Source organism: Halomonas sp. S3-1-1, assembly GCF_023757625.1.
Classification (GTDB): domain Bacteria; phylum Pseudomonadota; class Gammaproteobacteria; order Pseudomonadales; family Halomonadaceae; genus Vreelandella.
In genome coordinates this window covers 518,101-539,124 of record NZ_JALGBZ010000003.1, presented here as the reverse complement: position 1 = coordinate 539,124, position 21,024 = coordinate 518,101, and the positions used below count along the sequence as shown (strand labels likewise).

General features: G+C 60.5%; 18 protein-coding genes. 12 read left to right on the top strand and 6 right to left on the bottom strand.

Features of this window, described 5'->3' with window-relative positions:
- Positions 1–34 precede the first annotated feature (34 nt).
- Positions 35–1,780 carry a sensor domain-containing protein gene (locus tag MQW23_RS11840; protein ID WP_252108295.1) on the bottom strand — a complete coding sequence of 582 codons (1,746 nt, stop codon included), beginning with the start codon at positions 1,778–1,780 and terminating at the stop codon, positions 35–37.
- A 162-nt stretch (positions 1,781–1,942) separates the two neighbouring features.
- Positions 1,943–2,074 (bottom strand): hypothetical protein, encoded by a 132-nt coding sequence (locus tag MQW23_RS19460; RefSeq protein WP_264297482.1) that lies wholly within the window; start codon positions 2,072–2,074, stop codon positions 1,943–1,945.
- Between the two features lie 125 nt (positions 2,075–2,199).
- Between MQW23_RS19460 and MQW23_RS11835 the strand changes: the two genes are divergently transcribed.
- Entirely contained in the window at positions 2,200–2,673 is a 474-nt protein-coding gene (locus MQW23_RS11835; RefSeq protein WP_252108294.1) for a hypothetical protein, read from the top strand.
- A gap of 3 nt (positions 2,674–2,676) precedes the next feature.
- Here MQW23_RS11835 and MQW23_RS11830 read toward each other — a convergent pair whose 3' ends face one another.
- Complete coding sequence (locus MQW23_RS11830) at positions 2,677–3,456, bottom strand: winged helix-turn-helix domain-containing protein (protein ID WP_252108293.1); 780 nt, start codon at positions 3,454–3,456, stop codon at positions 2,677–2,679.
- 105 nt (positions 3,457–3,561) lie between these two features.
- Between MQW23_RS11830 and MQW23_RS11825 the strand changes: the two genes are divergently transcribed.
- Together MQW23_RS11825 and MQW23_RS11820 are read left to right on the top strand one after the other, a co-directional pair.
- Positions 3,562–5,868 carry a TonB-dependent siderophore receptor gene (locus MQW23_RS11825; RefSeq protein ID WP_252108292.1) on the top strand — a complete coding sequence of 769 codons (2,307 nt, stop codon included), beginning with the start codon at positions 3,562–3,564 and terminating at the stop codon, positions 5,866–5,868.
- Positions 5,869–6,012: 144 nt separating this feature from the next.
- Entirely contained in the window at positions 6,013–6,306 is a 294-nt protein-coding gene (locus MQW23_RS11820) for a YciI family protein (protein ID WP_252108291.1), read from the top strand.
- Between the two features lie 96 nt (positions 6,307–6,402).
- On the opposite strand, the gene MQW23_RS11815 is transcribed toward MQW23_RS11820, so the two are convergent.
- Positions 6,403–6,888, bottom strand: coding sequence for a PepSY domain-containing protein (locus MQW23_RS11815; protein WP_252108290.1), 486 nt, complete (start codon positions 6,886–6,888; stop codon positions 6,403–6,405).
- A gap of 278 nt (positions 6,889–7,166) precedes the next feature.
- Between MQW23_RS11815 and MQW23_RS11810 the strand changes: the two genes are divergently transcribed.
- The 3 genes from MQW23_RS11810 (at position 7,167) to paaX (ending at position 11,951) form a co-directional block, all read left to right on the top strand.
- Positions 7,167–9,716, top strand: coding sequence for a bifunctional diguanylate cyclase/phosphodiesterase (locus MQW23_RS11810; protein WP_252108289.1), 2,550 nt, complete (start codon positions 7,167–7,169; stop codon positions 9,714–9,716).
- 193 nt (positions 9,717–9,909) lie between these two features.
- A complete protein-coding gene (locus MQW23_RS11805; protein WP_252108288.1) occupies positions 9,910–10,830 on the top strand; it encodes a YihY/virulence factor BrkB family protein in 921 nt (306 codons plus the stop codon).
- Positions 10,831–11,024: 194 nt separating this feature from the next.
- Positions 11,025–11,951, top strand: a complete 927-nt coding sequence (gene paaX / locus MQW23_RS11800) for a phenylacetic acid degradation operon negative regulatory protein PaaX (protein ID WP_252108287.1) — start codon at positions 11,025–11,027, stop codon at positions 11,949–11,951.
- A 52-nt stretch (positions 11,952–12,003) separates the two neighbouring features.
- Here paaX and paaY read toward each other — a convergent pair whose 3' ends face one another.
- Entirely contained in the window at positions 12,004–12,615 is a 612-nt protein-coding gene (paaY, locus tag MQW23_RS11795; protein ID WP_252108286.1) for a phenylacetic acid degradation protein PaaY, read from the bottom strand.
- Positions 12,615–14,303 carry a phenylacetic acid degradation protein PaaN gene (gene paaN, locus MQW23_RS11790; RefSeq protein WP_252108285.1) on the bottom strand — a complete coding sequence of 563 codons (1,689 nt, stop codon included), beginning with the start codon at positions 14,301–14,303 and terminating at the stop codon, positions 12,615–12,617. The genes paaY and paaN overlap by 1 nt, the downstream gene beginning before the upstream one ends.
- A gap of 365 nt (positions 14,304–14,668) precedes the next feature.
- Here paaN and paaF point away from each other — a divergent pair, with 365 nt between their 5' ends.
- The 6 genes from paaF (at position 14,669) to paaK (ending at position 20,841) form a co-directional block, all read left to right on the top strand.
- Complete coding sequence (gene paaF / locus MQW23_RS11785; protein ID WP_252108284.1) at positions 14,669–15,442, top strand: 2,3-dehydroadipyl-CoA hydratase PaaF; 774 nt, start codon at positions 14,669–14,671, stop codon at positions 15,440–15,442.
- A gap of 15 nt (positions 15,443–15,457) precedes the next feature.
- Positions 15,458–16,249 carry a 2-(1,2-epoxy-1,2-dihydrophenyl)acetyl-CoA isomerase PaaG gene (gene paaG, locus MQW23_RS11780; protein WP_252108283.1) on the top strand — a complete coding sequence of 264 codons (792 nt, stop codon included), beginning with the start codon at positions 15,458–15,460 and terminating at the stop codon, positions 16,247–16,249.
- Position 16,250: 1 nt separating this feature from the next.
- Positions 16,251–17,789, top strand: coding sequence for a 3-hydroxyacyl-CoA dehydrogenase PaaH (gene paaH / locus MQW23_RS11775; RefSeq protein WP_252108282.1), 1,539 nt, complete (start codon positions 16,251–16,253; stop codon positions 17,787–17,789).
- Entirely contained in the window at positions 17,782–18,249 is a 468-nt protein-coding gene (paaI, locus tag MQW23_RS11770; protein ID WP_252108281.1) for a hydroxyphenylacetyl-CoA thioesterase PaaI, read from the top strand. The genes paaH and paaI overlap by 8 nt, the downstream gene beginning before the upstream one ends.
- Positions 18,246–19,451, top strand: coding sequence for a 3-oxoadipyl-CoA thiolase (pcaF, locus tag MQW23_RS11765; RefSeq protein ID WP_252108280.1), 1,206 nt, complete (start codon positions 18,246–18,248; stop codon positions 19,449–19,451). The genes paaI and pcaF overlap by 4 nt, the downstream gene beginning before the upstream one ends.
- A gap of 76 nt (positions 19,452–19,527) precedes the next feature.
- Entirely contained in the window at positions 19,528–20,841 is a 1,314-nt protein-coding gene (gene paaK / locus MQW23_RS11760) for a phenylacetate--CoA ligase PaaK (protein WP_252108279.1), read from the top strand.
- The last annotated feature ends 183 nt before the right edge of the window (positions 20,842–21,024 follow it).

Below are 21,024 nucleotides of genomic sequence, written 5' to 3'. Positions count from 1 at the left end.
CAATGACTCCTCTGTGTTCTTAAGTGCCGTGCTCTTAAATGCCGTGCTCGTGTGCGCCGTACTTTTGGTGAAACTCACTTTGTGTCCAACGTTCGACCCAGCCGGGAAACTCGTCGGCGGGCATGGGGCGGGCAATATAGTAGCCTTGGCCCGCTTCGCAGCCCAGCGCCACCAGCTTTTGACTGTGCTGCAGCGTTTCCACCCCTTCGGCGATCACGCCGCACTCGAAAGCGCTGGCAAAGCCGATCACGCCCTTGAGGATCGCCAGATCGCCTGGGCGAGTGAGCATGTTCTGCACGAAGCTGCGATCGATCTTGAGCGTATCCACGGGTAAGTCGCGCAGCTGGCTCAAGGAGGAGTAGCCGGTGCCGAAATCGTCCAGCGAGACCTTGAGCCCTAAAGCCCGGCAGGCGTTGATCGCCAGCGCCGCCTGAGCGACGTCCTGAATCGCGCTGGTCTCCAGCACCTCCAGTTCGATATTTGCTTTCGCTACCTCGGGCACGTCCGCCAGCATCATGCCTAGCTCCTGCAAAAACTGCGGATGCTGTAGATGGTAGCCATCGATATTGATACTGACGCTCAGGTTCAGGCCCTGTTCGCGCCATGTCTGCATTTGCAGCAGCGCCGTCATGATCACCCAGCGCCCAAGACGGATACCGCTTGGCGTGTTCGAGAGCACCGGCAAAAACGCCTGCGGGCCAAGCAGGCCCTGCTCGGGATGCAGCCAGCGGATCAGCGCCTCGGCGCCCAGCACCTCCCCCGTGCGCATGTTGACCTTGGGTTGATAGAAAAGCCGGAACTGTTCGCCGGCCAGCGCCTCGTCGAGGCTTAAAAGCGCGGCATGGCGCTCTTTCTGGACGACCTCATCGTCGCTGTCGAAAAGGCAAACCTGGTTCTTGCCCGCAAGCTTGGCCTGATACATCGCCTGGTCTGCCTGGCGAATCAGCTGGTCGGGTTCCAGCGTGCTGGACTGCGGGTAAAACGTGATACCGATACTGGCCGAGAGGCTCAGCGACACGCCATCGATCGCCAGTGGCGCTGTCAGCCGTTGAGTCAGCCGATTCCAAATCGGCTCGTCCAGCACCCGGGAAAAGCGGCCATCGAGCACCACGACGAATTCGTCGCCGCCGAATCGCGCTACCAGATCGTGCTTGCGCAGCGTGTCGGCCAAGCGCATGGCGATCTGTGCAAGCGCCTTGTCGCCGGTTTCGTGGCCGTAACGGTCGTTGATCGCCTTAAAGCAGTCCAGGTCAATGAAGGCCAGCGCGAAGCCCTCGCTCCCTGGCCGGGCGCGGTCGATCTTTCGATCCAGATGCTTGCTCAAGGCGACCCGGTTGGGCAGCCCCGTCAGCGGGTCGGTGTGCGAAAGCGAACGCAGCAGCGTGACCTTCTGCTCCAGCAGTTGCTGGGTCTGCTTGAGTTTTTGAAAGAGATGCTCGGAGCGGTGGGCGCTGAGGATGCTCCAGAAGCAGCGCTGACAGGCCTCATCGTGCACCGCGCTGACCATCACCGGGAGGCTATGGCCGGTGGGTGTCCTCATCGTCAAGCGAATCTCTTCGCACTGCCCGTCTCGGGCAAGCGCCGGCACGAGAAACGACTCGCAAAGAATCTGCGACGCCCTGCTGAAAAGATCGAACAGATCACTCCCCGCCAGCGCCGCGGGCGAGTGGCCGTACTGCTCCATCATGTACTGATTGCTGTAGAGCACTCGGCGCCGCGCATCCGTCACCAGGCATCCCACCGGGAAGTCATCTAACGAGAGCAGGCTGGGTGTGTACATAACGGCGGGGGCCTTAAAAACGAACTGGCGAGTTTAAATGAGTCGGCTATCATCCGGGAAAAAACCGAAGTGCTCCATTCTGCCTACCAACGTAAGGCATTGATAAAAATGGAGCAGGTTTTACTCTCCCGTGCGCCTTGAAAGGCCTACCTTAACTTAATATTAAAGCGCGAGTAATCCTTCATCGAGGCCGCCCACTGTTGAGCGGAGAGAACGAGACCCTTTTGCCGCGCGGTTTCCGCCACGATGGCTGACGTCCAGCCGGTAGAAGGCGCGCTCGTCGAACATGGTCATGAGTGGCGCTTGAAAGGACCTGTAAGAAATGGACAATCAATGGATCGCTGCTTCTTGCAAGCAGTTTTCAATCGATGGTCGGCGTTTATCGTCAGGCCGGAATATCGTTTAAGGAAGATACCCTCATGCGCAAGACCGCCGCCCTGCTACTGACACTTTTCAGCTTGCCGGCACTGGGCCAAACCACCGACCAGCTTGCCTGCTTTGGAAACAACTCGATTAGTATGGATGAACAGGGCGACAACGTTGATGTGCGAACCTATGACAAGATCGACGACGCGGGGCCTGAATACTTCCTGTTTTTCGACCTGGCCGACAAAACCGTGACCTATTTTTGGACCGATACCGACACTCAAGAGGGTACGCGGCGTGAGACACAGGAGGTCCTCCAGAGGGTCAACGAGCACCTCTACCTAAGCAAGTTCGAGCTGGGCAACTATCGCAGCCAGTCATCCTACCTGTTCAGTCCTGATATAGATCGCGTCATGGTGACCGAGCTGGGCTACTTTTCTCATCACAGCTGCGAACCCGGCAGCGTGAGCGATATCGCTGCACGCTACGACATCGACTTCTCGCCATACCGCTCGGCGCAAGAGTAGGCACTACGCCATTACCCACTCCAACACGTAACCTTCGTTGCGCATCGTACGGATCAGGCGGGGGCGGCGGGCGTTGTCTTCCAGGTAGTGGCGCAACCGGCTGATACAGACATCCACCGAGCGATCGTTCACTTGATAATCGCGGCCGAGTGCGCGGCGGCTCAGCTCGTCGCGGCTGACGATTCGATTAGGGGTTTCGCTCAGCGCCTCCAGAACCCTGAAGTCCGAGCGGGTCAGATCGATCGCGCCGCCCTTGGGCGAGTAGAGCCGGCGCAGGCGCAAATCGAGCCGCCAGCCGGCGAAGTGGCGCTCGCTTTTCGGCGTGGGTGGCTCGCTCAGCGCGACGCGGCGGCGAACGGCGCGGATCCGCGCTAACAGCTCGCGCAGGTCGAAAGGCTTGCAGAGATAATCGTCCGCACCGATCTCGAGGCCAATGATGCGCTCGGAGGCGGAATCGTGCGCGCCGACCATGATCACCGGCAGGCGGTTTTGTCCGCGCAGCGCGCGGCACAGGCTCAGCCCATCCTCGCCGGGCAGCAAGTGCTCCAGCACCACCAGGTCGACCTCTTCATCAAGCTGGGCCCACATTTGCGCTGCGTTAGCGGCGCGGCGAGTGCGAACCCCTCTCCCGCTCAAATAGGCACAGACTCGTTCGGCCTGTTCGGCATCATTGTCGACCACCAGTACGAGCTCGCTCTCCTTTTGCCGGCCTTTACCGGCCCTATCCTCTTTGTGCTCGCCGTCATCGGCCTTGCCCGGCAGCGCCTTTACCCAACAATTCATTACATACGCCCCGTATATCAATACTTGCTCATTCAATTGAGCCAATATAATCGCGGCGCTCACTTCGGTAAATACTAATCATTATTATTTTCAAGGGATATCATAATGCAACGTGCTCCTCAGGTGTTCAAAGGCGCCGCTGAATGGTCCAAAACGCCGCTTGCGCTCGCCGTGGGCATGGCCTGGAGCTGCGCTTTTGTAAACGGCACCGTTCTGGCCCAAGCGCCTTTTGACAACGCCCAGGCCCGTCAAACCATCGAGATGGACACCATTCAGGTCGAAGGCACCTACCAGGGCGACCCGGCGCGAAGCTATACCGTGGAGGACACTTCGAGCTCGACCGGTCTGGACCTTTCGCCGCGCGAGACGCCGCAGTCGGTCACCAGCGTTACCCGGCAGCAGCTCGACGACCGCCAGGCGGTGACGCTTGAAGACGCACTGGCGCTGACGCCGGGCATCGCGCTCAACAAAACTGAAGTGGGCGGGCGCGCCTCCTACCGAGCGCGGGGCTACGACATCAGCAACTGGAAGGTCGACGGCCTGCAGTTCCCCGGCGATACCGGCTTTAGCGGCGCGGGCAGCGTCCTCAACCTGGACCTTTACGAGCGTTTGGACATCGTGCGCGGCGCCAACGGCCTGCTGGGCGGTACCGGCGACCCCTCGGCCACGGTCGATTTGATTCGTAAACGCCCGGGGCGCGAGTTCGGCGGCAGCGCCTACGCCTCCTACGGGCGCTGGGACAACCTTCGCGGCAGTGCCGACCTCAACCTGCCGCTGACCGAAGACGGTAGCGTGCGCTCGCGCTTCGTGGTCACCCAGGGCGAAGGCGACGCCTTTCGTGACAACGAGTCCTACCGTGCGCGCGGGGCGCTGGCGAGCTTCGAGGCGGACGTGGCCGAGTCGACCACGCTGGGCGTGGGCTATCAGTACGAGTACGACAAGACCTTCGGCGCCGGCTGGGGCGCCAACGTGCCGATCTGGTTCGCCAGCGGCCGGACGGCCGAGCTTCCACGCAGCACTAATCTGACCCCGGAGTGGAGCTTTGCCGAGCGCGAAACCGATACCGTGTTCGCCTCGCTGACCCACCGCTTCAACGACGACTGGACGCTGGAAATACAGGCCGCCCAGAGCGATACCGACGCCTTCAACAACCTGGGGCTGGCCAAGGTGAACCGCGGGCCGCGCGGCACCTATATCGGCTACTGGGAAGAGGATGGCGGCGGCGCCGTACTCAACGGCCTGCGAAGCGACAACGAAACGCGCCAGCGCTCCGCTCAGATAGAGCTCGACGGCGCTTATGAGCTGGCCGGGCGACGCCACGACCTGGCGGTCGGCTACAGCGAGAGCCACACGCGCTCGAGAAGCTTTGAACAGAACTGCACGATGTCGAGCGCCACTCAATCCGCGTTTTCCGAAGGCTGCATGTACCGCGCCACCAACGGCCTGCCGATCACCGACTGGCGAAACGGCGTCGATGCGGACATTGGCCTAAACGGCGCCCGCACCGGCCGCGTCAGCACGACCGATACCGAGCTTCGCGGGCTCTACGCCGCCACGCGCCTGAGTCTCGCCGAGCCGCTCTCGCTGATCCTGGGCGGACGAACCAGTTACTACAAGACCGAAAACGAAACGACCTCCGGCGGCACCAGCAGCCAGCGCGAAACCGGCGTGTTCACGCCCTACGCGGGCGTCGTGTTCGATGTCGATGACCACCACTCTCTTTACGCCAGCTACACCAACATTTTCACCCCGCAGCCCCGTCAGACCGTCAGCGGCGACACGGTCGAGCCGATCGAAGGCGACAGCTATGAAGCGGGCGTGAAGGGCGAGTGGTTCGGCGGCCGGCTCAACGCCTCGGCGGCCTACTTTCGCACCCGCCAAGAGAACAGCGCGGTGCTCGACGGCGCCAATCTGACGCCGGACGGCAACCAGGCCTACCGCACGGGCACCGGCAACGAAACCGACGGGGTGGATCTCGAAATCGCCGGCGCCATCACCCCGAACTGGAACGTCTACGGTGGCTATACCTACCTGCACTTTCGCCGCATCGACTCCGACGGGCGCAGCGACCCCAAGCACCTGTTCAAGCTCTCTACCACCTACGCGCCGACAGGGCTTCTCAACCGCTGGACCTTCGGCGGCGGCATGTACGCCCAAAGCAACATCAGCGCCATTTCCAGCCCGGCCGGCCAGCCAACCAACGGCGTCAGCACTGGCTCCACGCCCGCCAACTGGCACGGCTACGCCACCTTCAACGCCATGGCGCGCTACGATATCAGCGATGCCACCAACGTGACGCTCAACGTCGACAACCTCTTCGACAAGCACTACTACGAGCGCTACGGCTTCTACGCCGGCGCCATCTACGGAAGCCCTGGAAGCGCGACGCTGACGCTGCGCACCGAGTTCTAGGCACCCAAGTAAGGTAAACGGGCGTTGCGCCCACGCGATCGCGCCATGCCGACTCCTCGGCATGGCGCAATTTTCTCCGGCAAGCGGCTACCTTGTTTATCATGGCAGCCCACTCAAACGAGTCATCCAACGAGGAAAAGCGTCATGCAGTATGTCATCACGGCCTACGACTTTACCGATGAAGACGCCCTTTCACGCCGAATGGCGAATCGTGAGGCGCATTTAGCTGGGGTGAAAAAACTGATCGCACAAGGATGCTTTTTAAGCGGCGGCGCGATTCTGGATGATGAAGGGCAAATGATCGGCTCTACGATACACGTCGCTTTCGAGAGCCGCTTGGCGCTTAACGAGTGGATCGACCAGGATCCCTACACGTTGGGCCGGGTATGGGAAACCGTCGATATTCGCGAAGTACGCCTCGTCCCGCTCGACGCTTGAACGCACCGCCTTGAAGCGCCACCGCCCCGCCGGCATCGAGCCGACGGGGCGGTGAGAGCGCTATCGTAAAGCAGCGCTATTGTTTACGTTCGGCGTTTACTGGCCGCCGTTGAACTCATCAAGGCCGTAGCTGCGCTCCATTTCGCGCTGGTCGCCGTCGAAGCCGCTGACTTCGACCGAGCCGTCTTCGTCCAGGTCGATATCTTCGAAGCGGTCGAAACCGTCCTGGCTTGCGCGATCGAGCAGGCTGTTAAGCTGCTGCGCGTCCAGCCCCCAGGGTGCGACCTGTGTATCGCTAGTCATTTCGTGAATGACCTCGCCGCTTTCGCCGTTGAGCGTCAGTTCATACGCCTGGCCGTCGGCATCCCAGCCTTCGACTTCAAACTCCATCGTGCCGCGCTCATCGTCGATCTGTAGCTCACGAAACGAGGCAACACCGGCGTTGGCGGCTTGCTCGATCATGTCAGCAAACGCGGCCTGGTCGAGCGCTTCCTGGTAGTCATTCTGGTCGGCCATGGCCATTTGGCCAAGACCCAGCGTGGCGGCGGCGGTAATAGCGACGGCGATTGATATCTTTTTCATGGTGATCGTCCTTTTCAATGAAATAATGCTCCGCTGTACAAGATGCCTTGTGATGCAGGGCTACCTCATCCAGTGGTGATCACTCTACGCCGCGCTACCTTACTCGAGCGTGATGCGGACGTTCATATTTCGTTCACATAGTACGACACCGCCTTTGTCATTCCCCGTACGCCAAAACCCGGGGCTCTGATGCCCCATCACGATTAAAGATCATCGGTCTCAGGTCGATTTAGAAAGACAGGCATGTTTCGTTTTTCTGTCAGCTTACCGAGCGCTTAATGACCAAAACCGCATCGACACCTTTTAAGGATGGCGAGCACTACGCCGTCACCACTCGGGGCGCCTCGCGGGCGTTCATTGGTGTCATCTGTGCGCTATTTTTGGTGGCGGGCGCCACGATTGTTTATTTGGCACTCTCCCTGGATGCCCATCAGGTGCGCCAAAGCGAAGCCTATGCGGCAAGAGCGCTCGAGAGTCGCGAGGATAAAACTGGAACGGCCTTGGCAGACTACGCGTTCTGGCTCGACGCTTATCGCCATACGCGAGGCACCGTCGATACGGATTGGACCTTCGATCGCGACAACATCGGCCCGTCACTTTTTGAGACTTACGGGCTGGAAGGCGTCTTCATTCTGAGCCCGACGGGCGCGACGCGCTACGCCGTTGTCGGCAGCGAGCAAAGCGATATCGCCGCCCGCGACTGGATCGCGGGCGATCTACCGACGCTTCTTAACCGCGCTCGAACGGCCTCTTTAGAAGATGATATTGCCTTCGCCTATTTGTCAGTCAACGGCGTTCCCGCCATCACCTACGCCGCCGTCATCCGCCCGGAAAGCTCTTACCAGCAGTTCGATCAGCTCTCCTATCTGGTGTTCGTTGACCTATTGACCGAGGCCGAGCTTTTGAAGATCGCGCAGGACTTCAACCTGCGCGATCTAACGGCTGTGCCGGGCGTAACTACCCGGGCGCCTTCTCCCTCGCTGATGCTTCAACGGGGTATCGGCGAAGGCGTCACCTTTCAATGGAAAAGCGACGCGATGGGCCGCTCGATTCTGGTTCGATTTTTGCCGATGCTGTTGCTGCTGGGCGTTTTGGTGACGCTACTGATCGTGCACCTGCGTCGACGCGTTCAGCAGGCGAGCGAAAAAATCGAGCGCGCGCAGCACGAACTGCGCATTAGCGAGCAGCGGTTCAAGAACATCTCCGAGGCCTCATCGGACTGGATCTGGGAAACCGACGCCCATCAGACGCTGACCTATCTCTCCGAACGCTTTGCGCAACTCACTGGCCTTACGTGCCGCGATTGGATTGGCCGCCCCTTGAGCGACCTGCTCGGCCATGATCCCGCCAAACTGGCCTTTGCGGCGAAACACGCCGACACGCCGGGACGCAAGCCGATGGACTGTGACATGCGCGACAGCAGGGGCCAGCGGCGCCACTGTCAACTCTTCGCCTGTGAAGTGCGCGAGGCGCAGCGTCTTCAGGGCTATCAAGGTACCGTATGCGACATCACCTCAGAAACCGAGGCCAGAGCCCACATCGAGCACATCAGCCATCACGATGCGCTGACTGGACTGGCGAACCGCCACTACCTGCATCACCATCTCGATCATTGCCCTGGTATTAGTGCAAGCGCCAGCCAGCCGATGTTCCTGTTTGCCTTGGACCTTGACCGCTTCAAACCGGTCAACGACACGTTCGGCCACGCTGCCGGCGATACCGTGCTCAAGGAGGTAGCCCGCGCTATCCGCCGCTGCACTCGTGAAAATGACTTCATCGCACGTCAGGGGGGCGACGAGTTCGTCATCGTGGCCCCCGATTGCCATACGAAGGAGCACGCCGAGCGTCTGTGTCAGCGCCTGATCGAGCAGATCAACCAATCGATTAGCCTCGGCGACAGCGAGGTCAACATAGGCACCAGTATCGGCGTTGTCGCCGCCCCGGAGCATGGCTCGAGCGCCGAGGAGCTTTTACGTTTTGCTGACATTGCGCTTTACGAGGCCAAGGCCGGCGGCCGTAACCGTTTCTGCTTTTTTGAGCCGACGATGACTGAGCGCCTCATGGAACGCCGGCAGATGGAAATCGACATGCGCCAAGCGCTTTGCCGGGGCGAGTTTCGCCTCGTTTTTCAGCCGCGTTACGACGCCCTGTCGCAGGCGGTACTGGGCGCCGAGGCGCTGGTGCGCTGGGAGCACCCGACCCGCGAGCTGCTGAGCCCCGCCTACTTCATTCCTTTGGCCGAAGAGACCGGGCTCATCGTCGAGCTCAGCGACTGGGTGCTGCGCGAGGCCTGTCAAAACGCCCTGACTTGGGACGAGGCGCTGATCGTATCGGTAAATCTCTCCGCCGTGGAGTTTCAACGACCGGATCTGGTCGAGCGTATCGATCGCGTACTCCAGGAGACCGGCATCGCGGCGCATCGACTGGAGCTCGAGATCACTGAAAACGTCATGCTCGAGGACGCAGCGTCAGCGCTGACCACCATGATCGAGCTCAAAGCGCTTGGGGTACGGCTGTCGATGGACGATTTCGGCACCGGCTACTCCTCGCTGAGCTACCTGCGCCGCTACCCCTTCGACGGCATCAAGATCGATCGTAGCTTCATCATGGGGCTGGATCAGTCGCAGAGCAGCCAAGCGATCGTAGATGCCATCATCAGTATGGGCCACGCCCTCTCCTTGACCGTGACGGCGGAAGGGATCGAAACCGCCGAGCAGTTGGGCCGGCTGACGGAGCTGACCTGCGACCAGGCCCAAGGCTTCTACCTGGCCCGCCCCATGTCGCCTGAGAGTTTCCAGCGCCTTCTCACGATGCCGATCGGATCATGATGCACCACCGTCAGTACGGCCCCCTTACTTGAGCCACGCCCGATTGAGCCCCACCCGCTCGTCTTGCACACCAATGTTTTAACGCTCAACCCCGTCAAACGGGTAAGATGGGAGCACGCGTTCGCCTCTTGCTTACTGGCACGGCGTCTCGGCATCTTCTCTCCCGTTTGGGGCACAAGGAGCGTGGCTCGTTATGGCTCGACATCGCACACTGCTCGAGAGTGTTCTGCTCCTGCTCCCAAGGCTTGCGGCATTCGCCTGGCGGGTGCTCATGCACTTTCTGCACAACCGCGGCATCCTGCTGGCCGGCGGCGTGGGCTACAACATTCTGCTTTCCATCGTGCCGCTATTTGCCCTGCTGGGCGTGATGCTGACCCGCGTAGTGGACGAGCAGCACCTGCTCAACGTGCTCTCGGTCCAGGCACGCCACCTTGCCCCGGCTCACGCCGAGGTGGTGATGGACGCGGTGCGCGGGCTTCTGGATTCGCGCGATGTCATCAGCATCCTCAGCTTTCCGATTCTGCTGCTATTGAGCTCCTTTGCCTTTCGCATGCTCGAAGATGCGTTAGCGCTCATCTTTCACACCTCGGAAACCCCACAGCGACGCCTCTGGGTATCGGTGCTGCTGCCTTACGCGTTCATGCTGGTACTCGGCGCCGGGCTCATGGCGCTTACCCTGGTCGTCACGCTCATCAGCTCGCTCAACACACTGGCCCTGGCGCTCTTCGCCCAGCAACTGCCGCTGGCCGGCCTCTCCGGGCCGGTGCTCAACCTGATCAGCTTCCTTGGGGTGTTTCTGCTCTTCAGCGCCATCTACAAGGTACTGCCGGTGGTCAAGATCGCGCTCAAACGCGCGATCATCGGCGGCTTCGTCGCCGCGCTCTTGTGGGAAGGGGTCCGGCTTTTGCTGGTCTACTACTTCGCGCATCTATCCTTCGTCAACGCCATCTACGGTTCGCTCGCCGCGCTGATCATCGTGCTGCTTAGCCTCGAGGTCGGCGCCATTATCCTGCTGCTCGGCGCCCAAGTCATCGCGGAGCTCGAGCGTAACTCGCGGCTGGGGCTCGTTTGGTACGTAGACCCGGATCGGGCGGCGATTAGTCGAGTGGATTGAGGAAGTGGCTATAAAAAAGCCCAGTATTATAACGCGCAATCGCTGATACGCAGTTTACGCCTCACGCGTTGAGTATTCATGTATATAGACTCGAACCAAACCGCAACAAGACGTGATACGATAATCTTCTTTAAAAGCTGTATTTCCTGTCGTTTTGCGACCATTTAACACTCCACAGGGTAACAACCTTTATCATGTCGTCAGCTACAGACTGCGTCACTACGCTTATTGATGACTTTCAAAAGCGGCGACCAATCCGCGCCGGCTCACTGATTATTACGGTTTATGGCGACTCAATCGTTCCGCGGGGCGGCACTGTTTGGCTTGGTAGTCTTTCGAAACTGGTGGAGCCCATAGGTATCAATGAGCGGCTGGTGCGTACATCGATTTACCGGCTGACTAATGAAACCTGGCTACGGGGAGAGAAGGTCGGTCGGCGTAGCTACTATCGGTTGAGTGGACCTGGTCGGCGTCGTTTTGAACAAGCTTTCAAGCGTGTCTATCACGGTACCCAGCCAGCTTGGTCAGGACAGTGGACATTGGCATTGCTGACTCAACTCCCCCCAGACCGGCGCCAACAGATCCGTGACGAGCTCGAATGGCTGGGGTTTGGTACTTTTGCACAGGGTGTGCTGGCTCACCCTACATTGCCATGCGCAGAGGCCATGGCGGCTTTGCAAGAACTGGATGCAGCTGAAGATACAATCGTTATGCAAACTCAGGTCATGGAGCCCATGACCAGCAAACCGCTACGCCTCCAGGTCAGAGAAAGCTGGAATCTCGACGACTTAGCCGGGCTCTACCAACGTTTTCTGGTTAAGTTCCGCCCTCTTTGGAGCGCGCTCAACACTGAAAACCATTTGGGTCAAGAAGAGTGCTTCATTGCCCGCACTTTACTTATTCACGAGTATCGCAAGATTCAATTACGCGACCCACTCCTGCCTGAGGAACTACTCCCCACGGCATGGGAAGGGCGCTACGCCCATCAGCTCTGCCGAAACCTTTACCGTTTGCTCCATGAACGTGCAGAACGCTGGCTGGATCTACATCTGGAAACTGCAGAGGGCCCCCTACCGGCTCCCGGCCCTAGCTTCTACCAGCGCTTCGGTGGGCTGAACTAAGCGCCTAACGAGCTAGCTTAATCAGTCGTCATCGATATGCCCCACCTTATGGCTATGACGACTGATCCAGCGTCTGCTGCTTGGTTTGATGAGCATCACCAGCCAGCAGGGTGGGCCGGTCGGCATCGAGTTCTGTCAGCGGTTCACAAGGTTCCAGGCTGTCACGGCAACGAGTCACTAATCGCTGATACTCTTGGGTGCCCTGCTGCTTCCAGGCGAACTCGTCATCACTCAGCGCGCGCTTGACCTTGGCGGGTGCTCCTATGACCAGCGACTGGGGCTCGCACTCGAAGCCCGCCTTGACGAAAGCGGCGGCTGCCACGATAGAGCGCTCGGCAATGACGGCGCCGTCCATGACCACGGCGTTCATGCCGACCATGGCATCACGCCCGATCACACAGCCATGCAGTACGGCGCCATGGCCGATATGGCCATCCTTCTCGACCTTGGTGACGCAGCCAGGGAAACCGTGCATGACGCAGGTATCCTGAAGGTTGGAACCCTCCTCCAACACGAGACGACCAAAGTCGCCGCGCATGACGGCCCCAGGGCCAACGTAACAGTTGGGGCCAACGATCACATCCCCAATGAGCACCGCAGTCGGGTGGACATACGCGGTTGGGTGAACCACCGGGGTCACCCCTTCAAGTCGATAACACGGCATCACACTCTCCGTTCGTTGGGCTGGCCGTGGCGGCGGCTTTGAACCACGACAAAGCGATTGGCGACAAAGGCTTGGTTACATAGTGAGGCATTGGCGGCCGGATTGCCGCCCGTGGCATGAAAGTCACTGAACGCAGCCGACTGGTTGACGAAGATGTCGCCATCCAGGTTGAGCGAGAGCGGTGCCGCGACATCCATCGCCAACTGCTCCAACTGCTCGGCCACCGTCTCATCGGTGGTGTAGCCAGCCAACGTAATGGCGCCCTCCTCCTGAATGACCTCACGCGCCAGCGCAATGCTGTGGCCGGTGTCTTCGGTGGCCACCACGAAACTAATGGGGCCAAAGCGCTCCTCGCTGTAGGCCGCCTTCTGCTCTGCCGCTACTTTGAGGATGAGCGGCGTGTGAATACGCGCTTTCGCAAATTGGAGATGCTCGCGCGGCTCACTCTCCAGCACGATGTCGCCCAAGCCTCGGCACTCCTCGATACGCGCCTGGGTCTCCAGCGATTGAACAGCCCCCAACACGGTGCAAGCGCGGTCATTGTCACTAAGGAACGCCTCAACCGCGCTGGCAAGCGCCGTGGCCACGTCATCGAAACTAAGCGGCCCCTGTGCGGTGGTAATCCCCCCTTTGGGGACATAAATCGTTTGAGGGGTCGTGCACATTTGCCCGGAATAGAGGCTCAGCGAAAAGGCCAGGTTCGCCGTGACGGCGTTCAGGTCATCCACACTGTCGATGATGATGGAGTTGATCCCGGCCTTCTCGGCAAATACCTGGGCCTGGGCTGCGTTTTGGACGAGCCAGTCGCCAAACGCGTTCGAGCCGGTGAAGTCAATCAGCTTCACGGCAGGGTCAAGCGCCAGCCTCTTGGTGAGCGGTGCCTCAGCGGTATCGGGCATCAGACTGACGATACAGGGATCAAAACCTGCTTCCTGAAGAACCTGCTGCGCCACCCGCGTGGTCATGGCCAGCGGCAAAATAGCGCCGGGATGCGGCTTGAGAATCACCGGATTGCCGGTCGCCAAGCTGGCAAACAGGCCAGGATACGTATTCCAAGTGGGGAAAGTAGAGCAGGCCACCACCAACGAAATGCCTCGGGGCACGATATGAAAACGCTTATCCATCACGATCGGCGCGTGCTTGCCTTGGGGTTTGACCCACTGCGTGGTCGCCGGTATCTGCGCCATGGCCTGCCAGGCGTGTGCCACGGCTTCGAGCCCGCGGTCTTGGGCGTGGGGACCACCTGCCTGAAAGGCCATCAGCGGTCCTTGCCCACTTGTGTGCATGACGGCTTGGGCCATGTCTGGGCTCATGGCGTTAAGACGCGACAATATCTCCAGGCATACGCCCACACGCGCTGCGGCACCGGCATCGCGCCAGGCGCGCATGGCGCCCTGCATAGCCGCTATTAGAGTGTCCGGGTTCGGCTGTTCATAGCTAATACCAAGCTCAAAGCCATAAGGGGAGACCTCCCCTCCTACCGGCTGTGTACTGCCCGGTATCGTCAAGGTAAACGGCTGGTTCAGCAGTGCTTTCAGATTGGTAGGGGCCGCTTTCACCGCGTCTTCCGGGTAGTGACGCATGCTTTCGGGATAGGGTGTCCAGAAAGTACGACTGGCGATGGCCTCTACGGCCTGCTCAAGCGTCGTGCGATGGGCGTCGAACATCTGCTGTGCGGATGACGTCATGGGGTACTCCTGCGCTCAATTATTTTTGATACATTTTAATTATCGAGACTATATTTCCCGTAACAAAACATCAAATAATTTTCCTGATATAGCGGCGTACGACAAATGTCGCGCGTCAGTGAAAAAACCGCGCCATCAGGCTATTTCATTACCTTTATGCCGTCAGAAACGCACCTTTATACCAAGGTCTAACGCCCACTATCCACCCTACCAAATAACCACTCAACAAATTGTTTTTTATTTAAAAACAAGCCAAAAAACCAACAAGCGATACAATAAAACAAAAAATCTATATTGATACGTATCAAAATAAATCTATACTCGGCGAATACTCATCCTGTGCTACAGGCCGAACTGAGGTGAAAATGCTCGCTACCCTAAAAATAACCACACCGCTGGACGGCATTTTATGCATCACGCTGGATCGTCCAGAGTCTCTGAACGCGCTCAATACGCAGCTGCTCAGCGAGCTGGCTGACACGCTAAGCAACGCTGATCGTGATGAGCATGTTCGCGCTGTCGTACTGACCGGCAGTACCCAGGCCTTCGCTGCGGGGGCCGACATCAAGGAAATGGCCGAGCGCGATTTGGTGGGCATGCTGGAGGATCCCCGCCAGCAGCACTGGGCCACTATTTCACGCTTTCGCAAACCTATCATCGCTGCCGTCAATGGCTATGCCCTGGGGGGTGGTTGCGAGCTGGCCATGCAGGCCGACATCCTTATTGCCGGTGAAAACGCCCTGTTTGGCCAACCGGAAATCAACCTTGGGATCATGCCCGGCGCAGGTGGTACCCAGCGCCTGTTAAGGGCCGTGGGCAAGTCTCTCGCCACCCAGATGGTGCTGACCGGTGAGCCCATTTCAGCCCGCCGCGCCCTCAACGCCGGATTGATCAGTGAAATTACCCAGCCTGAATTAACACTTGAACGCGCCCTAGCCATCGCCTCACGCATTGCTTCCAAAGCACCGTTGGCGGTGCGCCTGGCCAAAGAGTCGCTACATAAAGCAATGGATACCGACTTGGCCACGGGGCTGCGCTTCGAGCGCCACGCCTTCACCTTGCTGGCGGGCACCGCTGATCGGGACGAAGGCATTCGCGCCTTTCAAGAAAAACGACCTGCCACTTTTCAAGGGCACTGACACAAGGATACCCCCATGAGCCAAGCGCCCCTGCTGTATCACGTCGAAGACGGCGTCGCCTGTCTGACACTCAACCGTCCTGAAAGCCTGAATAGCTTCAATACCGAGATGCATGCCGAGATGCGCAAGGCGCTCAAGGCCGTGCGCCAGGACGCCAGCGTTCGCGCGTTACTACTGACGGGTAATGGCCGCGGCTTCTGTGCGGGCCAGGACCTCTCCGACCGTAGTGTCGCGCCCGGAGAGCAAGCACCCGACCTCGGTGAGTCTCTCGAGAAGCGCTATAACCCCATGCTGCGCGCCCTGAAAGAGATGCCATTCCCGACCATTTGCGCGGTCAACGGCGTGGCTGCTGGGGCCGGTGCCAATATCGCGCTGGCCTGCGATATCGTGCTGGCCGCCCGCTCGGCAAGTTTTGTTCAAGCGTTCTGCAAAATCGGGCTGATTCCCGACTCGGGTGGCACCTGGACTCTACCCAAGCTGGTGGGCATAGCCCGCGCCAAGGGGCTGGCGATGCTGGGCGACAAGCTGCCCGCCGAAACCGCCGAGCAGTGGGGCATGATCTGGCGCTGCGTCGATGATGAGGCGCTGCAAGAGGAGGCCATGCGCATGGCTCGCCACTTGGCCACCCAGCCGACCCGAGGGTTGGCCCTCATCAAGCGCGCCCTGCATGCCAGCAGCGATAACAGCTTTAACGAACAGCTCGACCTTGAGCGTGATCTGCAGCGCCTGGCCGGGCGCTCCGAGGATTATCGCGAAGGTGTCAGCGCCTTTATCGAGAAACGCCGCCCCACCTTCAAAGGAGAGTGATATGCCTGCACTTCCCACGTCTGCCGCAATCGGCGTGATCGGCGCAGGTGCGATGGGCGCCGGTATCGCTCAGGTGGCCGCCCAGGCAGGCCATGCGGTGCGCCTGTATGACAACCAGCCCGGCGCCGCCAAGGCGGGTATCGACAACATTCGCCGCCAACTGGACAAGCGAGTCGCCAAGGGCAAGATGCGCCAAGGCGATGTGGATGACGTCATGGCGCGCCTGCAGCCCACCGACACCCTCGAGGCCCTGGGCGACTCCCGCCTCATTGTCGAGGCCATCGTCGAAAACCTGGAGGTCAAGCGTCAGGTGCTTGCTCAGCTTGAAGCGATTTGCTCGCCCGATACGCTGCTGGCCAGCAACACCTCCTCCCTCTCCATTACCTCGATTGCGGCGAACCTTGAACACCCTGAGCGCGTGGCGGGAATGCACTTTTTCAACCCCGCCCCGGTGATGAAACTGGTAGAAGTGGTCTCGGGCCTGGCGACCGCAGCCGAGGCGACCGAGACGCTTTACGATACCGCCGTAGCCTGGGGCAAAGTGGCGGTGCATGCCCGCTCCACTCCCGGCTTCATCGTTAACCGGGTGGCTCGACCTTTCTACGCCGAAGCACTGCGCCTGCTCCAAGAAGGCGCCAGCGATGCTGCCACTCTCGACGCTCTGATGCGTCAAGCGGGCGGCTTCCGCATGGGGCCGTTCGAGCTGATGGACTTGATCGGCCATGACGTGAACTACGCCGTGACGCGCTCGGTGTTCGACGCCTACTACGGCGACACCCGCTTCGAGCCTTCCCTCGTCCAGCATGCGCTAATGGAAGCAAACCACCTGGGGCGCAAGACCGGGCAAGGCTTTTTTGATTACCCAGGTGAGGGCGCTGACACCCCCCAACCTAGCTTTGCGGCCGCCGATAGCGCCCCGCTCCCCCCACTCGTCGTACAGGGCGATGCGGGGCTCTTTGCGCCCCTGCTGGCGCGTGCCCAAGATGCCGGCATAGCGGTGGTGTATCGCGCTTCACTGCAACCGGACGGCGCGACCCGCCTCTACCTGGGGGATCTGGCACTGGCACTCAGCGACGGCCGCTGCGCCGCCGAGCGCGCGCTCGATGAAGGCCTGGACGCCCTCGTACTGTTCGATCTGTGCCTGGATTACCGTAGCGCCAGCGCCATCGCCCTCGCCGCCAGCCACGCTACATCCGGCGAGGCCCGCCAGTTGGCCACCACGCTCTTCCAGCGCCTGGGCATGGACGTCGCCTGGCTCACCGACACGCCAGGCCTGGTGGTGCTGCGTACCGTGAGCATGCTGGCTAACGAAGCAGCCGACGCCGTACTGCAGGGTGTCTGCAGCGTCAAGGATGGCGACCTGGCCATGCAGGCGGGCGTCAACTACCCCCAGGGGCCTTTACGCTGGGCGGACTCGCTGGGCCTGCCCTTTATCCATCGCACCCTAACGCACTTGCAGCAGAGCTACGGCGAAGAGCGCTATCGCTGCTCCTTCTTGCTGCGTCGCAAAGCGCTAAGCGAGGCACGCTTTTATGAGTAACGCCCCCTTGACTCCCCAAGCACTGGCAGAGGCCTGCGCCGAGGCGATGTACGCCCGCGACCACGCCAGCCAAGGCCTAGCCATGCGTATCAAGCGTATCGCCCCCGGCTTCGCCGAACTCACCATGACGGTGCGTCAGGACATGGTACAGGGACACGGCCACTGCCACGGCGGGTTTCTGTTTGCGCTGGCCGACTCCGCCTTTGCCTTTGCCTGCAACAGCTACGATGAAGCCACCGTGGCGGCGGGCTGCAGCATCGACTATATCGGCCCAGGCCAACTGGGTGACGAGCTGACCGCCACCGCCGAAGAGCGCAGCCGTCGCGGACGCACCGGCCTTTACGATGTCACGGTACGCAATCAGCACGGTGATACCGTTGCCCAGTTCCGTGGACGCTCCTACAAGATTCGCGGCAGCGTACGCCGCCTAGAAGATACCGACGCTGGAGACACCCCATGAAAGATGCACTCATTATCGATGCGGTTCGCACCCCCATTGGTCGCTACGGCGGCGCCCTGGCGAGCGTGCGAGCCGACGACCTCGGGGCGATCCCCATGCGCACCCTGATGGAGCGCAACCCAAGCGTCGACTGGTCGCTGATTGACGATATCTTTTACGGCTGCGCCAATCAGGCGGGGGAGGACAATCGCAATGTGGCGCGCATGTCGGCCCTGCTGGCCGGGCTTCCCGTCGAGGTTCCCGGCACGACGATCAACCGCCTGTGCGGCTCGGGCATGGATGCCATCGGCAACGCTGCCCGCACCCTAAAAAGCGGTGAAGCCGGGCTGCTGCTGGCGGGCGGGGTAGAGTCCATGTCTCGCGCCCCCTTTGTCATGGGTAAAGCGGAACAGGCCTTCTCGCGCCAGGCCAACACCTTCGACACCACCATTGGCTGGCGCTTCATCAACCGTGCCCTGAAAGCGCAGTTCGGCGTTGACTCGATGCCGGAAACCGCTGAAAACGTCGCCGAACAGTTCGGCATTAGCCGAGAAGACCAGGACGCCTTTGCGCTCCGCAGTCAGCAGCGTACCGCCGCCGCGATGGAGGCAGGCCGCCTGCGCGAAGAGATAGTGCCCGTCGAGATCCCCCGTCGCAAACAGGAAGCGCTGATCGTCGATAGCGATGAACACCCACGCGCCACGACGACGGCCGAGCAGCTCGCCAAACTGCCCACCCCCTTCCGTGAAGGCGGCAGTGTCACCGCAGGCAATGCCTCGGGTGTTAACGATGGCGCCTGCGCCGTATTGCTGGCGTCCCCCGAGCAGGCCGAACGCTTTGGCCTCAAGCCGCGTGCCCGCGTGGTAGGCATGGCCACTGCAGGGGTAGAGCCACGCATCATGGGCTTTGGCCCCGCGCCTGCCACGCGCAAGGTGCTTGCCCAAACCGGGTTGACCCTGGACCAGATGGATGTGATCGAACTCAACGAAGCCTTCGCCGCCCAGGCACTGGCGGTGATGCGTGACCTCGGCTTGAGCGACGACGCCGAACACGTGAACCCCAATGGCGGCGCCATTGCACTCGGGCACCCGCTGGGCATGAGCGGCGCGCGGCTGGTGACGACCGCGCTGCATGAACTGGAACGTCGGCAAGGGCGCTTTGCGCTATGCACGATGTGCATCGGTGTCGGACAGGGCATCGCCATGATCATCGAGCGCGTGTGAGTCGACTGATTGACCCCGCCACCACAACGCATATAGGCATTCGCCCAATAATAACTTGCTTGATCGGAGACCTCTGATGACTCAGCCCGTTACCCCCATCGACACCGCCGCTCTTGACCCCTTAGAGACCGCCAGCGTTGACCAGCTGCGCGCAGCACAGCTCGATCGCCTGAAGTGGAGCCTGAACCACGCCTACGCGAATGTGCCGTTCTATCGCCACGCCTTCGACAAGGCCGGGGTGCATCCCGACGATATCCACACCCTGGAGGATCTCGCCAAACTGCCGTTCACCACCAAGGCGGATCTGCGCGATAACTACCCCTTTGGCATGCTGGCCACGCCGATGAGCGAGATCGTTCGCATTCACGCCTCCAGTGGCACCACCGGACAACCCACCGTCGTGGCCTATACGCAAAAAGATATCGATGTGTGGTCCGACGTCGTGGCACGCTCTATCCGTGCCGCCGGCGGCAGCCGCCACGATAAAGTCCACGTGGCCTACGGCTATGGCCTGTTTACCGGCGGCCTGGGCGCGCATTACGGTGCCGAGCGGCTAGGCTGCGCAGTGATCCCCATGTCGGGTGGTCAGACAGAGAAACAGGTTCAACTGATCCGTGACTTTGCCCCCGACATCATCATGGTCACCCCCTCTTACATGCTCAATATCGCCGACGAGATGGAGCGCCAGGGCATCGACCCACGCACGCTGCCGCTGCGTACCGGCATTTTTGGTGCCGAGCCCTGGACCGACAGCATGCGCAAGGCGCTTGAACAGCGGCTCGGTATCGACGCGCTCGATATCTACGGGCTCTCCGAAGTGATGGGGCCAGGGGTAGGTATGGAGTGCCTGGAGACCAAGGATGGCCCGACGATCTGGGAAGATCACTTCTATCCCGAAATTATCGACCCTGTCAGCGGCGAGGTGCTCCCCGATGGCGAATATGGCGAGCTGGTGTTCACCACGCTGACCAAAGAGGGTCTTCCGGTGATCCGCTACCGTACCCGCGACCTGACGCGCCTTTTACCCGGCACCGCACGCCCCATGCGTCGCATCGACAAGATCACTGGCCGCAGTGACGACATGTTGATCATCCGCGGCGTCAATGTCTTTCCCACCCAAATCGAGGAGCAACTGCTCAAGATCGGGACGCTTTCCCCTCACTATGAGATCGAAGTGACTCGCCAAGGCAACATGGACATGGTGCTGGTGCGTGTCGAGGCGAGTCATCATGACATCGCCCGTGACCCGGTGGCTTGTGAAGAAGCCGCTAAACAGCTACAGCATGCCATCAAAACCTACATTGGCATCAGCACCCAGGTGGAAGTGAGCCCTGTAGAGAGCGTCATGCGTTCGATGGGCAAGGCGAGGCGCGTCAAGGATCTGCGCTGAGACAGCGCTCTACCTCGGTCGATACTAGCCACCCGCGCAGCCAATGACCGTCGCGACGCCACAGGCCCTTTCAGGCACTCCTGAAAGGGCCTTTTGATTGCTAAATAGTCAATCCAGCAAAGAAACCCAGCCTATTCAGAATCACTTATCGATAAGCACTTCCCCTCTCCACACCTGGCCTAC

Bases quoted from the DNA above. Each gene is read 5' to 3' on its own strand.
- MQW23_RS11825 (WP_252108292.1), top strand. From the start codon at position 3,562: ATGCAACGTGCTCCTCAGGTGTTCAAAGGCGCCGCTGAATGGTCCAAA.
- paaF (WP_252108284.1), top strand. From the start codon at position 14,669: ATGCTCGCTACCCTAAAAATAACCACACCGCTGGACGGCATTTTATGC.
- MQW23_RS11805 (WP_252108288.1), top strand. From the start codon at position 9,910: ATGGCTCGACATCGCACACTGCTCGAGAGTGTTCTGCTCCTGCTCCCA.
- MQW23_RS11840 (WP_252108295.1), bottom strand. From the start codon at position 1,780: ATGTACACACCCAGCCTGCTCTCGTTAGATGACTTCCCGGTGGGATGC.
- paaI (WP_252108281.1), top strand. From the start codon at position 17,782: ATGAGTAACGCCCCCTTGACTCCCCAAGCACTGGCAGAGGCCTGCGCC.
- MQW23_RS11835 (WP_252108294.1), top strand. From the start codon at position 2,200: ATGCGCAAGACCGCCGCCCTGCTACTGACACTTTTCAGCTTGCCGGCA.
- paaG (WP_252108283.1), top strand. From the start codon at position 15,458: ATGAGCCAAGCGCCCCTGCTGTATCACGTCGAAGACGGCGTCGCCTGT.
- pcaF (WP_252108280.1), top strand. From the start codon at position 18,246: ATGAAAGATGCACTCATTATCGATGCGGTTCGCACCCCCATTGGTCGC.
- MQW23_RS19460 (WP_264297482.1), bottom strand. From the start codon at position 2,074: ATGACCATGTTCGACGAGCGCGCCTTCTACCGGCTGGACGTCAGCCAT.
- paaX (WP_252108287.1), top strand. From the start codon at position 11,025: ATGTCGTCAGCTACAGACTGCGTCACTACGCTTATTGATGACTTTCAA.
- paaN (WP_252108285.1), bottom strand. From the start codon at position 14,303: ATGACGTCATCCGCACAGCAGATGTTCGACGCCCATCGCACGACGCTT.
- paaK (WP_252108279.1), top strand. From the start codon at position 19,528: ATGACTCAGCCCGTTACCCCCATCGACACCGCCGCTCTTGACCCCTTA.
- MQW23_RS11815 (WP_252108290.1), bottom strand. From the start codon at position 6,888: ATGAAAAAGATATCAATCGCCGTCGCTATTACCGCCGCCGCCACGCTG.
- MQW23_RS11820 (WP_252108291.1), top strand. From the start codon at position 6,013: ATGCAGTATGTCATCACGGCCTACGACTTTACCGATGAAGACGCCCTT.
- paaH (WP_252108282.1), top strand. From the start codon at position 16,251: ATGCCTGCACTTCCCACGTCTGCCGCAATCGGCGTGATCGGCGCAGGT.
- paaY (WP_252108286.1), bottom strand. From the start codon at position 12,615: ATGCCGTGTTATCGACTTGAAGGGGTGACCCCGGTGGTTCACCCAACC.
- MQW23_RS11810 (WP_252108289.1), top strand. From the start codon at position 7,167: ATGACCAAAACCGCATCGACACCTTTTAAGGATGGCGAGCACTACGCC.
- MQW23_RS11830 (WP_252108293.1), bottom strand. From the start codon at position 3,456: ATGAATTGTTGGGTAAAGGCGCTGCCGGGCAAGGCCGATGACGGCGAG.